Below are 13,926 nucleotides of genomic sequence, written 5' to 3' on the forward strand. Positions count from 1 at the left end.
CGCTCCCCAGGGATCACTGAGGGGGTAAACCCCCGGGCAGGAAAGCCAGTTGGCCGGATGGGTCGGGACGCGCCGGTCCGCGAGGCTCCTCTCATGACGACACAGCGCACGGACACCACCACCCGCACCCGCAGCCGCCGCAGAGCCGCCCTCGTCGGGGCCTGCGCGGTTCTCCTCGGGGCCGCCGCGCCCGTGACGGCGTCGGCCGCCGCCGCTGCCCCGCCCCGGCAGGACCCCCTCGCCTGGACGACGTGCGCGGGCACCGGTCTCGACCCGCGCCAGCAGTGCGCGGCCCTGGACGTCCCCATGGACTACGCCGACCCGCACGGCCCGAGCATCTCGATCGCCCTCTCCCGCATCCCGAGCGAGAAGCCGTCCGCACGGCGCGGGACGCTGCTGCTGATCCCGGGCGGACCCGGCGGGTCCAGCCTCGGCGATCCCTCGGGCAAGGGGCGGAAGCTCCCCGAGGAGGTACGCGAGAAGTACGACCTGGTCGGCTTCGCGCCGCGCGGCCTGGCGCCCTCCACGGCCGTGGACTGCGGACTCGACCACGGCGACCTGGCCACCTCCCGACTGCGCCCGTGGCCGGCCGCCGACGGCTCGATCGCGGGGAACCTGACCGACGCGCGGCGCATGGCGCAGGCCTGCGCGAAGAACGGCGGGGAGCTGATCCGGCACCTCGGCACGGTGAACGAGGCCCGCGACATCGACCGCGTCCGGGCGGCGCTCGGCGAGGACGAGCTGTCCGCGTGGGGCGTGTCGTACGGGACGTACGTGGGAGCCGTCTACAACCAGCTCTTCCCGCGGCGCGTCGACCGCATGGTGCTGGACAGCAACGACAACCCGGACCCGGCCCTGGTCAACCGCGCCTGGCTGGGCGCGCACGAGCAGGGCGTGGAGGACACCTTCCCCGACTTCGCGGCCTGGGCCTCCAGGCCCGGCAACCCGGACCGGCTGGCCGAGCGGGCCGCGGACGTACGGCCGCTGTTCCTGCGGCTCGCCGCCCGCCTGGACCGCACCCCGATCCCGTGGCCCGGCGCCAACCCCGAGGAGCTGAACGGGAACGTGCTGCGCCAGACCATGCTGGACACCTTCTACTCCCCGTCCAGGTACCCGGACCTGGCCAGGCTGATGCTGGCCGCGCAGCGGGGCACCGTACCGCCCGCACCGCAGGGCCCGCCGGAGGCGGTGCTCCAGAACGTCGCGGCCGTGGGCGCCGGGACCCTGTGCAACGACGTCGCCTGGCCGCGGTCGGCGGCGGCGTACGAGAAGGACGTGGCGGACAGCCGTGCCGCGTACCCGCTCACGGCGGGCATGCCGCGCAACGCGATGCTGTGCGCCGCCTGGCCCTACCCGCCCCGGCAGGCCCCGGTGCGGATCACCGGCCACGGCCCGTCCAACGTGCTGCTCGTCCAGAACGAACGCGATGTCGCCACCCCGCTCAGCGGTGCCCTGAAGCTCCGCTCGGCACTGGGCCGGCGCGCGGTCATGGTCACCGTGAACTCCACGGGCCACGACGCCTACCTGGCCAACGGCAACGCCTGCGGCGACGAGACGGTCTCCCGCTTCCTGACCACCGGCCTGCGCCCGGCGGCGGACGTGTACTGCCGCTGAGGGAAGGGGCCGGGCGGGGCCGCCGGGGCCGCCCCGCTCAGCCCTGCTCGGTCCCGTCGACCATCCAGGTGCCGTCCTCCTCGTCGTCGACGCGGACCTCCAGCTCCCGCACGCCCATGCCCGCCTCCCACAGTTCCGTGAAGCGCTTCATACGGTCCTGGACGTGGTCGTGGCGGGCGATGAGGCGGGTGCGGACGTTGACGTCCCGCAGGTCCTGGTCGATCTCGAAGGACGCCTCCCCGTCGTAGACGATGAAGTCGTTGGTGGTGCCGCGCTGGAGGTGCGGCGGCAGCTCGGGCAGCACCGACACGCGCACCTCGATGCCCAGCACCTCCTGTTCCTCGCACAGCCGCAGCAGCCGGTCGTCGAGTTCGCGGGCGCTCGCCAGCAGGAACACCCTGCGAACGGTCACGCCCCGCTCGTGCACCGCCTCCTTCTGCGCCTGGAGGTAGCGGCTGGCGGGCTCGCTGTTCCAGAACTCGCGGTCCACGGACGTGCTGGTGGCGCAGATGGTCTCCTCGGCGGCGCGGGTGAGGGACAGCATCCAGTCGTGGTTCTCACCGGGGCACTCGGCGCTCAGGTTGGTGAGGTCGGTCATGTGGCCGACGACCCGGCTCATCTCCAGGCGGACGAACGTGTAGAGGATCGACGGACCGGGGGCCAGCACCTCGGCGAAGCTCTTGGCCAGTTCGGGCACCCCGTCGACCTGGATCCGGGCCGGCTGGAGATAGGGCTCGCCGACGGACCGCTCCACCTCGGTGAACCGGCTCTCCACCAGCTGCCTCATGTCGTCGGTGTGGCGGGTGAGACCGGTGTCCAGCCGGTCGTCATGGCGGCGCAGGCCGTCCCGCACGGCGGCGGCGGTCTCCGTCAGCAGGGTCTCCGTCCGCCTGGCGTGCGTGTCCAGGCGCCTGGCGTACTCCTCCGTCCGCCGGTCCGGGCCGAGGACCTGCTGGACGAGGACCACGGCGGCGGCGCACAGGGCGGCGGCCCCGGCCTGCCGGGACAGCGCGGTGTGCGGGGCCAGCAGCGCGGTGACGGACCAGGCGAGGGCGCCGGTGACCACACCGGCCGCGATCCGGCGTACCCACCGGGACGGGGCCGGACGCCCCGCCCGCCCCGGTCCGGCGGCCAGGGCGGAGCGGATCCTGCCCGCGGTGCCGGACGCGGGCCGCTCGCCGCGCGGGCCGGCCGCGGCGGGCACGCCCGGTCCGCCGGCCGCGGCGGCGGGGATCGCGGGTCCCGGTGCGGCGGCCGTACCGCCGGGTGCGCCCGCCGTGCTCTCGGGCTGAGGTGACTGTGCCGTGCTCATCTCGCTTCTCCCCCCGTTGGGATACGCGTCGGATCGGGATGCGGGGATGTGCGGTGGAGGACCTGCCGGAGCGTCCGGTCAGGGAACCGGCTCCACCTCCCGGTGCAGCGAGGGGATCGCGTGCAGGGTGAGCTGGTCGCGGATGCGCTGCACCTGCGCCTGCCACTGGCGGGTGAAGCCGGGCCGGTCCTCCAGCACGTCCCACAGCGGGGCCAGCTCCCGCGCCACCCGGGCCCGTGGCATCCACAGGTGCAGCAGATGGTCGACGGCGGGCCGCAGCGCCCTGACGACGGTGGGACGGTCCCCGGCTCCCGGCCGGGCCCGGGCGGGCGGGGTCCGTGCTCCCAGGCTGATGCCGTCCAGCAGGCGCACCAGGGTGGTCAGCAGCCAGTCGTGCAGGGCCAGGTCGTCGCAGAGCCCGGCGATGTCGGCGGCGGGCGTGCCCTCGGGCACCCGCAGCCGTACGGTGCGCAGTTCGTCCTCCGCGAGGGTGAACCGCTCGATGGACGCTCCGGCGTCCCCGTCGGCGGGCAGCGCCGCCCAGCGCAGCCGGGTGGGGCGGGAGCGCAGCGGCGGGCACTGGTCGAGCAGGGGGTGGCGCAGCAGCCGGGTGAGCAGCCCGCCGGCGACGAGGCCGACGTCGAGGTCGCCGTGGCGTCCGCCGTCGAGCACACCCTCGGCGACCGCCTCGTGCGGCAGCTTCCCGAACGGCTCCAGCAGACCGGGCCGCACCAGGTACTGCCCCCAGGGGCGCCGCTGATCGGGTCCGTCGGCGGCGAGGCGGAAATAGGCGGAGGTCTGCAGGACGCGGCCCTCGGTGAGCGCGGCCCGCGCCGCGACCGTGCCGACGGCCCGTACCCGTGCGCCGTTGACACTGGGCAGCGGGCAGTCGACGCCGGTGAGGGTCTCCGGGGAACGCGCGTAGAGATTGGGGCGCTCGGAGAGCAGGACGCGTTCGTCGGCCCGCAGGGCGAGGAGCCGGGCGGCGGACCGGATGTCGAGGGCCTGCCCGGCGGGCAGCAGGCAGGTACGGGTCTCGCCGCAGGCCAGCACGGCGGGCGGCGCGGTCCCCGCCGGACCGGCGGCCGCCCCGTCGCGGCCCCTGGCTGCGGACGCGTCGGCCATGTCACGGCCCCGCGTAGAACACGTAGGAGACACGGTCGGCCACCGAGTCCGGGACGGTCACCTTCTCGCGGGCGGACCGCTCGGTGACCTGCTCCAGCGCCCCGCGGTCCACCTCGGTCTGGTCGAGGATCACCCGGACGGCGTGTTCGACGGGCAGGAACCGGCTGGGCAGCACCGAGCAGGTGCGGTACGCGGCGAACGGGTCGGCGCGGGCGTTCAGGCGCAGCAGCGGGGGCAGGTCGTCCCAGTCGTCGGGTAAGTGCGCGGGGGTCTCCGGGTGCGGGAGGAAGAGAGGCTGCCCCTCGGTGCGCAGCAGTCCGAGGCGGCCGAGCTGCCACACCGCGGCGAGGAACGGGCAGGACCAGGTGCGCCGCCCGTCGGCGTCCTCGCTCCACAGCTCCACGTCGAGGAAGACGGAGTGGCGGCGGGCCGCCGTCTGCCTGGGCGGCTCCCAGACGGCGGCGCTCTTCATCGCCTGCGGGGCGCGGGCGACGGGACTGCGCTCGCCGTTGGCCAGCCAGCCGGTCTGCGCGGCCGGCGGCCGGCCGCCGTAGCTGCCGGGCGGGGGCTCCTCCACGAGCCGGCCGGTCACCGCCTCGGCGACGGGCACCTTGCCGGTGACGGCGCAGCCGGACTCGCGGGCCAGGTAGTCCACGGCCAGTCCGGCCCGCTCGGCCTCGGCCAGCAGCAGGGGGACCAGTTCGGCGGGGCTGGAGAACCGCGTGAAGTAGTCGTCGATCAGGAAGCAGGTGCTGATGCGGGGGCGCCGGCCGCCGGTGCGGACCGCGGCGGCGGCGCGGGCCGCCTCTGCCCAGGGCCGCACCTGGGCGAAGTGCTCCCGCAGCCGCTGCGGGCCTGCCTCGAAGTCCTCCATGTAGAGGTGGCCCAGCTCCAGTGACAGGTGGGACAGCGGCACCGCCTGGGTGCGCGGCTGGGCCGCGGTCTCACGGAACACGGCCTCCGTCACAGCTGCCCCCAGTACGTGTCGTCCGTCAGGCGCCGGGCCAGCTCCTCCAGCGCCTCCAGGGTCTCCTTGTTCGCGATCTGGGTGGAGAGGACGTCCTCTTCGGTGATGAGCTGTTCGCGCCACTGGAGGATGGGTTCCAGAGGCACGATGCCGAGGACGACACTGTCGCCGATGCGGTGCTCGGCGGCGAGCCGGCGCAGTGCCTCGTCGCAGGCCTGCATCCACGCGGCCTGGGCGGGCGAGCCGTGCGACCACAGCGGCGACTCCGGGTCGGGCACGGCGGCCCGTACGAACCGGATCGCCGCCCGCAGGGTCTGCTCGTCGTGGCCGCGTTCCACACCGCCCTTGATGATGCCGTGTTCCTTGTGGACCAGCCCGGACGCGGCGATGACGTGCTGCCGGGTCCAGCGGTGGAAGACGAGCCAGCGGTGGGGGACGTTGCGCATCCGCGGGTGGGCGGTGGCCGCCAGGACCATGTCGACGGCGTAGCTGCGGCCCGCGCTGAGGTCCACCACGATCAGGTCGAACTCGGTGTTCAGCCGCAGCAGCAGGTCGATGCACCGCTCCAGGGCCTCCTCGCCGGTGGCGAACTCGCCGCCGCCCGCGTCGCCGGGGAGGAGGACCAGCCGGCCCGACTGGTTGGGACGGGCCCGCAGCAGGGGGTGTTCGGTCTGCCGCCAGACGTCGATCCGGGCCGGCTCGGTGATCTCGCCCTCCAGGTAGGAGTGCAGGCCGCGTTCCTCGGTGCCGCGCACCGCGGAGGGGACGTCGAAGACGGCGGCGGCCGTCGGCGAGCCGAAGTCGAAGTCCACGTAGGCCACGTGGTCGCCGGTGAGGGCCCGCTGGTAGGCCAGGTTGGCGCTGGTGACCGAGCGGCCCGTGCCTCCTTTGTCGGAGGCGGCGAAGACGAGCACGGCTCACACCTCCTGCGCTGCGGCGCCCCTGGCCTGGGCCAGGGTGTCGAGTTCCTGGAGGACGGGCAGCGCCAGCGCGAAGGCGGTGGCGGGCCGGTCGTCGAGCAGGCTGCGGGCGTGTTCCAGGCGGCTCTCGATGCTCCGCATCGTGCGGCCCCGGCCGCCGTCGGAACCGGCGGACGCCTCCAGTTGCTCCTTGCCGAACAGGTGGGTGGCCTCGCTGAGCAGTTCCCTGGCCAGCTGGGCCAGTTCAGGACTGCGGATGGGCTCCTGCTCGTAGAGGTTGCGGGCGGCCACCAGGCACTCGGTGAGGCGTTCGGTGATGCTCCAGGACAGGCGGGGGGCCGCGCCGCGGGCGTCGGGGTAGACGTTGCGTACGTCGTCCCAGAGATCGGCGCCGGTGCCCTCTTCGATCCGCCGGTTCCACAGGTGCTCGAAGGTCTGCTCGGCCAGCCGCAGCAGACGGTCCTGCGCGTCGATGTTCCGGGAGAGTTCGGCGAGCTGGACGATGCGTTTGAGGAGCTGCGCCGAGAAGTCGGTCATCCGCCACAGCAGGAGGCTGCCGGAGCGTTCCGAGCCGGCCAGCGGCATGGTGACGCCGGGGTTGTGCAGGGCGATGGTGGGGTCGTTCCGGGTCATCCGGCTGGTGACCCGGCCGCGGTCGGCCAGGCGCTCCATGATGGCGACCGTGCGGGTCAGGTCGTCGTCGGTGGCCTTCCGGCGGACCAGGTCGTGGACGAGGATGGCGGCGACGGTCAGCGAGAAGTACTCGGACTCCAGCCGCAGGCCGGTGGTCTGCCAGGGCAGGTCCTCCAGGGGCCAGCGGTCGGCGCCGAACCGGGCGACGGCGGACCAGTACTGCTGGCTCAGTTCCCAGCGCAGGCGCAGTGCCTCGGAGAGTTTCTGCTGGTCGGCGTCGAGCAGACCGAGGGTGAGGGTGCGCTCGGAGAACAGGTCCTGGATGCCGTCGAGGGCGACGACGGTGAAGTAGACGTAGGGCAGCCGGTCGGCGATGCCGTCGGGCTGGCCGGGGACCTGGACGTCCAGGTCGGTGACGCGCGGCGCGTCCCGCACCACGCCCCACGCCCAGCCGCATTCGAAGAGCTGGCTCTCGTCGCGGATGCTCTCGTCGACCTGGATGCCCCGGGTGAGGCTTTCGATGATCGTGGCGCGCAGCGGGCGCAGGCGGCGGGAGAACTGCTGGAGGACGGCCCGGTCGGACTGCCGGTTCTGCCCGATGACCTGGATCAGGCGCTTGCCCTGTTCGGACTCGGCGTCGAAGACGTTGACCGTGAAGGAGCGCAGGAGGCTGATCATCGCGGAGGTCAGCCGGGCGTTCGTGGCCTCGCGCAGTTCCTCGACGGCCCGGCGGACCTCGGGGCGGGTCGTGGTGGCCTCGTAGACCTTGAGGAAGCCGAGGGTGGCCAGGCACAGCGTGACGGACATGGAGTAGGAGTCCACCACGCCCAACTGGGCCTGGGCGTGGGTGATCTCGCCGGCCGGGTCGGACGGTTTGAAGTAGTGGCCGCCGGAGAAGGCGGGGCTGTCGTCGGGGCCGGTGTGGGTGCGCATGAACTGGGTGAGCGCGGTGATCAGGTTGAGCGGGATCTCCAGCCGGCTGCCGATCCCCTCCAGGGCGCGCAGGACGTCCCGCTCGGTGGTGTCGGGCTGGTCGAGCCGGAAGGCGGGCACCTCGGTGGCGGGGTACAGCAGGCACAGCAGGCGCTCGGCGTCCGCGACGCTGCTCAGCCCGTCGGTGTCCCCCGGGACGAGCTTGCCGTCCTCGAACGAATGACGGGCCGTGGCCCGCCAGATGTCCAGCAGATGCTGCCGTGGCTTGATCTGCATCCCCGCACCCCTCGTACAGATCCCGTTGCCGTGCGCCTGTGCCCGTTTCTGTGCTCAGACATGGTCCCCGTTCCTATGGAGCGGCAATCTCCCCTTTGCGCCGTCCCAGGGCGAGGATCATCCCCTCGTGTCCCGGCCGCACCACGTGGTGCAGATCGTGGATCTCCAGCTCGGCGGCGAACGGCTCCAGGCTCTCCCGGGCCCGGGCCTCGTTGACCCGGTAGGCCGGGTAACGGTGGTCACCGACCTGGTAGCCGACCGACTCCTTCATGAACGCCACGGCGAACGGGGCCCGGTCGCCGAGCGCGTTCATGAAGCACCGCACGCCCCGCTGGAACTCCTCGGGGCACTCGGACATCGAGTCGGCGACGAAGAACATCGTCCCGATGTCCCAGCGCCGCCGTCCGTCGAGGTCGAACAGGTTGGCACGCTCCACCCGGACGATCTCGCTGACCCGGCCGCGCGGTTCGACGTCCCGGTAGGCCGGCGCCTCGCGGAGCACGTCCCAGAAGGCGTCCCATTCGCTGCCGAAGCCCTCCGGAGCGATCTGCCGCTTCAGGTACTCGATGTTCGGCGGGGCGTACTCGAGCAGGAGGACCTTCTCGCACCAGGGCAGCATGGACAGGGCGGGGTACAGGTTCGCACCGGCGCCGACGTCCACGCCCCGCGCCGAGCCGGGGGCGGACCCCGCGAAGCAGCGGCCGAAGTAGTCGCGCAGCAGCCGCACGATCTGCAGATCGGCTTCGAGCGGGGTGCGGTAGTTGTTGTCGACGTACGCCTCTGGATCGAAGTACGACCACGGGGCGTCAGCGTTGCGATCCATAGTCACCCTGCCGCGTTCCATTCGTTTGCGAGCCGATCCATGTGCGCGAGCCTCGTGGACACCGGCAGATGAGCGGCGGACGTCATTCCCCGCACGGTAGGCCGGAAACACGTCGGTCCCCCCGTGCAGGCCGCACCCGGTGCACCCCGGCGCACGTCAGCACAGCCGGGCGCACACCCTAACTCGCCCTTGCAGAAAGGAACTTGGAGACCCCACTGTGTCAGAACGAGCAGCCGGCCGCCACACCGGAGCCTCAGCCCTTCGAGTGAGCGGACCGGCTCCGTCGGGTTGACGTCCGCAGGTCCTGACTGGGGGGTGGCATGACCGCCGAACCGCTGGAACGTTTCTTTGACCGCCACGAGCAGCTCACCGCACCCGTGCCCCACCCGGGCCCCCTCCTCCTGCGCACCGCGCACGAGGAGGACCTGCCCGAACTGCAGCGGCTGGACGAGGAGGTCTTCCAGGAGGTCGCCTACCCCGGTTTCCTGCTGCGGCAGCTCTACGACATGTACGCGGAGCACCTCCTCGTCCTCGACGACGGCACCGGCCGGCTGCGCGGCTACGTACTGGCCGCCACCACGGCACTCGACCGCGACAGCTGGATCCTCGGCCTGTGCGTCACCCACGACCGGCGCCGCCACGGACTGGGACGGGAACTGATGGAGGCGGTCCTGGACCGGCTGCGCCGCACCGGCATCCAGCGGGTCCGGCTCACCGTCGAGCCCTCCAACCGCGCCGCGATCCTCCTCTACCGCTCCCTGGGCTTCCGCCCCGAGGAGCCCGACGCGGGCCTGCGCCCCGACTACTTCGGGCCCGGCATGGACCGCCAGGTGCTGCGCCTGGAGCTCACCCCCGGCACCTGAGCGCCGACGGGCCGGCGGCTCAGCCCGGCTGCGGCGCGAACCCCCGCACGTACCGCGCCTGCCAAGGCGTCTCCACCGCGTGCCGGTCGTAGTGCTCCCGCACGTAGGCGACCGCTTCCCCGGGCGGGACGCCGTCCAGAACGGCCAGGCAGGACAGGGCCGTGCCCGTGCGGCCGCGGCCGCCCGCGCAGGCGAACTCCACCCGGTCGGTGGCCGTGCGCCGCAGGGCCCGCGCGAACTGTTCGCGGGCCGCTTCGCGGTCCGCCGGCAGGCGGAAGTCGGGCCAGCGCAGCCAGTGCGACTCCCAGGGGAACTCCGGTGGCGGCTTGCCCAGGAGGTAGACGCCGTACGTCGGAGCGGGCGCCGCCGGGTCGAGCGGCCGGCTGAGGCCCCTGCCCCGCACCAGCCGGCCGGACGGGAGGCGGAGGACACCCGGGGCGTCTTCGTCCCAGCCGGGTCCGGACTGCTCACGCGTGGGCCCGGTCTGCTCGCTCATGGGCGTGGCGCCCCCTTCCTGCGTGTCCCGGTGCGGCGCGGCGACTATACAAGGCAGGTGTCGTCGCCCACCGCCGTTCCCGGGAGTCCGTATGACCTTCCCCGCGCCGCTGACCGGTGTCGTGCCGCCCGTGTGCACCCCGCTGACCCCGCAGCGGGAGGTGGACGTGGACTCGCTGCTGCGGCTGGTCGACCATCTGGTGGCGGGCGGGGTGCACGGGCTGTTCGTGCTCGGCTCGACCTCCGAGGCGGCGTTCCTGACGGACCGGCAGCGCCGGCAGGTGGTGGAGGCCGTCGTCGGGCACGTGGGCGGGGCGCTGCCGGTGCTGGCCGGGGCGATCGACATGAGCACCGCCCGGGTGCTCGACCACGTCGCCGCCGTCGCCGCGGCGGGCGCGCAGGCCGTCGTCGTCACCGCGCCCTTCTACGCCCGCGCCGCCCACCCGGCGGAGATCGCCCGCCACTACCGCCGCATCGCCGCCGCGAGCCCGGTCCCGGTGCTCGCCTACGACATCCCCGTCTCCGTGCCCGCCCGGCTGCCCGCCGGGCTGGTCCTGGAACTGGCCGCCGAGGGGGTGCTCGCCGGGCTGAAGGACTCCAGCGGGGAGCTGGGCGGTTTCCGTGAGGTGGTGACCGGGGTGCGGGAAGGGTCCGGCACGGCCGGGTTCAGCGTGCTGACCGGGTCCGAGCAACTGGTCGACGCGGCCCTCGCGCTGGGCGCCGACGGCGCGGTGCCGGGGCTCGCCAACGTCGACCCGCACGGCTTCGTCCGCCTCTACCGGCTGGCGCGCGCCGGTGACTGGGAGGGCGCGCGGACCGAGCAGGAGCGGCTGTGCGCGCTGTTCGGGCTGACCCGCGCCGGGGATCCGGCCCGGATGGGTCCGGGTTCCTCCGCGCTCGGCGCGTTCAAGGCGGCCCTGCACCTGCGCGGTGTCATCGACTGTCCGGTCACCGCCGAGCCGCAGATCCCGCTGACGGCGCCGGAGGTGGCCGCGGTGCGCGAGCACCTCGCCGCGGCAGGGCTGCTGTAGCGGGCCGCGGGCGGGACCGGTGAGGGCGGGCGCCCGCGGGCAGGGCGCCCGCCCTCACCGGCTCACGAGGGTGTCCTGGCCGCCGCCAGCAGGCGGGTCACGTCGTCCGTGGGGATGGTCAGGGCCGCGCCGACGGTGGTGAGGACGTCGCGTTCGGCGGGGATGTAGGGGCCGTCGGCCAGGGCGACGCGGGCGGCCTGGAGCAGGATCGCCTCGCGGCCGGCCGGGGCGAGGTGCGGGGCCAGCGGGTCGAGGGCCTCGTGCAGCTCTATGGTCAGGCCGGGGGCGCACGGCTGGTCCTCGTACACCCGGCCGGTGTCCGCGGCCAGCGCCTCGACGAGGGCGGCGAGCTGCTCCTCGGTGCAGTCGGCGAACCCGGCGGCGCGGACACCGGACGCGGCCGTCTCCAGGGCCGTACGGGAGGAGGTGCCGCCCGCGGAGAGGACCGCGAGGGCGACGGTGTGCACGGCGTCGCGCAGCATCGCGGAGAAGCGGGAGGTGGTCGGGTGGTCCAGGGCCTCGGTGCCGAAGCGGCCGGTGCAGGCCGCGCACTCCACGACCGGGGCGGCGGTGCCGCGGGGCAGCAGCGGCACCCCGAGGACGGTGAAGCGGCGCCGGCCGCTCAGCCGCTGGTAGTTGCGGTCGCCGCCGCAGCCGGGGCAGAAGAACTCGCCGTCGCCCACGGGTGCCCAGGCGGTCCGGGTGCCCAGAATGCGGGCAAGCCTGGCGGCACGGCCGTTTCGTCCCCGTACTGGCAGCACGTCGCACCTCCGTAACCACGCGGCAACATCGCCGCGTGGGCGTGATGTTAGCCACATCGGTGAGGCTGAGTCAGTACCCCGGACGAGACCTTTCCGTGACCTGGCCGGTAAACGACGGCCACGACGACGGGCCCCGGCCGCCTGTTCAGGCGGCCGGGGCCCGGAAAGCGCCGGTCAGGGTGATCAGCGGGCCGCGCGGTTGACGGCCGAGACGACCGCCTTCAGCGACGCACGTGTCGTGTTCGCATCGATCCCGATCCCCCACAGGACCTTGTCCTCGATCGCGCATTCGATGTAGGAGGCGGCCTGCGCGGAGGCGCCCTCGCTCATCGTGTGCTCCTGGTAGTCCAGCAGGCGCACGTCGACGCCGATGGCCTGCAGGGCGTCGAAGAACGCGGAGATCGGGCCGTTGCCGGAGCCGGTCAGGACCGTGTCCTCGCCGTCGACGGTGGCCTCGACGGTGAGGGTGTCCACGCCGTCGGTGTCGGTGGTCGACTGGCCCGTCCTGACCTGGATGCGGCCCCAGGGGTTGTCCGGGTTGGGCAGGTACTCGTCCTGGAAGGCCGCCCAGATCTCGCCCGGTGTGACCTCGCCGCCCTCGGCGTCCGTCTTCGCCTGGATGATCTTCGAGAACTCGATCTGCATCCGGCGCGGCAGGTCCAGCTTGTGGTCGTTCTTGAGGACGTAGGCGATGCCGCCCTTGCCGGACTGCGAGTTGACGCGGATGACGGCCTCGTAGGAGCGGCCGACGTCCTTCGGGTCGATCGGCAGGTACGGCACCGCCCACTCGATGTCGTCGACCGTGACGCCCTTGGCCTTCGCGTCGGCCTCCATGGCGTCGAAGCCCTTCTTGATGGCGTCCTGGTGGGAGCCGGAGAAGGAGGTGTAGACCAGGTCGCCCACGTACGGGTGGCGCGGGTGGACCTCCATCTGGTTGCAGTACTCCCACGTGCGGCGGATCTCGTCGATGTCGGAGAAGTCGATCTGCGGGTCGACGCCCTGCGAGAACAGGTTCATGCCCAGGGTGACCAGGTCGACGTTGCCGGTGCGCTCGCCCTGCCCGAACAGGCAGCCCTCGACGCGGTCGGCGCCGGCCATGACCGCCAGCTCGGCCGCCGCCACCGCCGTGCCGCGGTCGTTGTGCGGGTGGACGGACAGGCAGACGTACTCGCGGCGGGAGAGGTTGCGGTGCATCCACTCGAAGCGGTCCGCGTGCGTGGACGGCGCCGAACGCTCCACCGTGGCGGGCAGGTTGAGGATGATCTCGCGGCCCGGACCCGGCTGGTAGACGTCCATGACCGCCTCGCAGACCTCCAGCGCGAAGTCCAGCTCGGTGTCGGTGAAGATCTCGGGGCTGTACTGGTAGCCGAACTCGGTCTCCGGGCCCAGCAGCTTCTCGGCGTACTCCATCACCAGGCGGGTGCCGTCGACGGCGATCTGCTTGATGTCGTCCCTGGAGCCGCGGAAGACGACCCGGCGGAAGACCGGCGCGGTGGCGTTGTACAGGTGGACGGTGGCCCGCCTGGCGCCCTTGAGCGACTCCACGGTCCGCTCGATCAGGTCCTCGCGGGCCTGGGTCAGTACGGAGATCGTGACGTCGTCGGGGATCGCGCCCTCCTCCTCGATGATGGAGCGCACGAAGTCGTAGTCGGTCTGGCCGGAGGCCGGGAAGCCGACCTCGATCTCCTTGTAGCCCATCTTGACCAGCAGGTCGAACATGGCGCGCTTGCGGGCGGGCGACATCGGGTCGATCAGCGCCTGGTTGCCGTCACGCAGGTCGGTGGAGAGCCAGCGGGGGGCGGCGGTGATCCGCTTCTCGGGCCAGGTGCGGTCGGGGATGTCGACCTGCTCGTACTGGCCGTACTTGTGGACCGGCATGGAACTGGACTGCTGGCGGTTGACCATGGTGGCGGGTGCTCCTCGGGGTTTCCGCGGTGGCGCGGGTGCCGGAAAGACGGCCGACGGCGCAACGCCAGACTCCGCGGGGAGGGGGTCGGCCTACGACTACAGGCCCTCGCCGCGGCAGCTAAGGAGAAGCAGCCCGAAACGCATGGTGCTGTGCAGCCTAGCCGAGCCGCGCCGGACGCGCGGGCCCGGTCCAGTATGCGAAACGCGGAGCCGGAAAAGGGGCGAAGGGGGCAAAGAGTGCGCCAGGTCACTCCACGCAGCCACC

12 protein-coding genes are annotated in these 13,926 nt (G+C 73.1%); 3 read left to right on the forward strand and 9 right to left on the reverse strand.

The features are described 5' to 3' along the window. Positions 1-93: 93 nt before the first annotated feature. On the forward strand, positions 94-1,614 hold the full coding sequence (locus tag IG64_RS10380; RefSeq protein ID WP_037854563.1) for an alpha/beta hydrolase: 1,521 nt from the start codon (positions 94-96) through the stop codon (positions 1,612-1,614). A gap of 37 nt (positions 1,615-1,651) precedes the next feature. Here the strand turns inward: IG64_RS10380 and IG64_RS10385 are convergent, their stop codons facing one another. The 6 genes from IG64_RS10385 to IG64_RS10410 form a co-directional block, all read right to left on the reverse strand. Then, a complete protein-coding gene (locus IG64_RS10385; RefSeq protein ID WP_037854311.1) occupies positions 1,652-2,926 on the reverse strand; it encodes a hypothetical protein in 1,275 nt (424 codons plus the stop codon). A gap of 78 nt (positions 2,927-3,004) precedes the next feature. Beyond that, entirely contained in the window at positions 3,005-4,051 is a 1,047-nt protein-coding gene (locus IG64_RS10390) for an SCO2521 family protein (protein WP_051812607.1), read from the reverse strand. A gap of 1 nt (position 4,052) precedes the next feature. Next, on the reverse strand, positions 4,053-5,018 hold the full coding sequence (locus IG64_RS10395; protein WP_037854312.1) for an SCO2522 family protein: 966 nt from the start codon (positions 5,016-5,018) through the stop codon (positions 4,053-4,055). Further along, positions 5,015-5,932 (reverse strand): SCO2523 family variant P-loop protein, encoded by a 918-nt coding sequence (locus IG64_RS10400; RefSeq protein WP_037854314.1) that lies wholly within the window; start codon positions 5,930-5,932, stop codon positions 5,015-5,017. The genes IG64_RS10395 and IG64_RS10400 overlap by 4 nt, the downstream gene beginning before the upstream one ends. A 3-nt stretch (positions 5,933-5,935) precedes the next feature. Then, positions 5,936-7,780, reverse strand: a complete 1,845-nt coding sequence (locus tag IG64_RS10405) for an SCO2524 family protein (protein ID WP_037854315.1) — start codon at positions 7,778-7,780, stop codon at positions 5,936-5,938. 73 nt (positions 7,781-7,853) lie between these two features. Continuing rightward, a complete protein-coding gene (locus tag IG64_RS10410) occupies positions 7,854-8,603 on the reverse strand; it encodes an SCO2525 family SAM-dependent methyltransferase (protein WP_234438464.1) in 750 nt (249 codons plus the stop codon). Between the two features lie 320 nt (positions 8,604-8,923). On the opposite strand from IG64_RS10410, the gene IG64_RS10415 reads away from it, so the two are divergent. Next, positions 8,924-9,466, forward strand: coding sequence for a GNAT family N-acetyltransferase (locus IG64_RS10415; protein WP_037854320.1), 543 nt, complete (start codon positions 8,924-8,926; stop codon positions 9,464-9,466). 19 nt (positions 9,467-9,485) lie between these two features. Here IG64_RS10415 and IG64_RS10420 read toward each other — a convergent pair whose 3' ends face one another. Continuing rightward, positions 9,486-9,962 carry a protein-tyrosine phosphatase family protein gene (locus IG64_RS10420; protein ID WP_037854322.1) on the reverse strand — a complete coding sequence of 159 codons (477 nt, stop codon included), beginning with the start codon at positions 9,960-9,962 and terminating at the stop codon, positions 9,486-9,488. Positions 9,963-10,053: 91 nt separating this feature from the next. Between IG64_RS10420 and IG64_RS10425 the strand changes: the two genes are divergently transcribed. Beyond that, complete coding sequence (locus IG64_RS10425; RefSeq protein ID WP_037854323.1) at positions 10,054-10,992, forward strand: dihydrodipicolinate synthase family protein; 939 nt, start codon at positions 10,054-10,056, stop codon at positions 10,990-10,992. A gap of 62 nt (positions 10,993-11,054) precedes the next feature. Here IG64_RS10425 and IG64_RS10430 read toward each other — a convergent pair whose 3' ends face one another. Further along, positions 11,055-11,753 (reverse strand): TerB family tellurite resistance protein, encoded by a 699-nt coding sequence (locus tag IG64_RS10430; protein ID WP_037854325.1) that lies wholly within the window; start codon positions 11,751-11,753, stop codon positions 11,055-11,057. Positions 11,754-11,936: 183 nt separating this feature from the next. After that, positions 11,937-13,658, reverse strand: coding sequence for a 2-isopropylmalate synthase (gene leuA / locus IG64_RS10435; RefSeq protein WP_037854328.1), 1,722 nt, complete (start codon positions 13,656-13,658; stop codon positions 11,937-11,939). Positions 13,659-13,926 lie beyond the last annotated feature (268 nt).

It is taken from the genome of Streptomyces sp. NRRL S-340 (genome assembly GCF_000720185.1).
GTDB lineage: Bacteria > Actinomycetota > Actinomycetes > Streptomycetales > Streptomycetaceae > Streptomyces.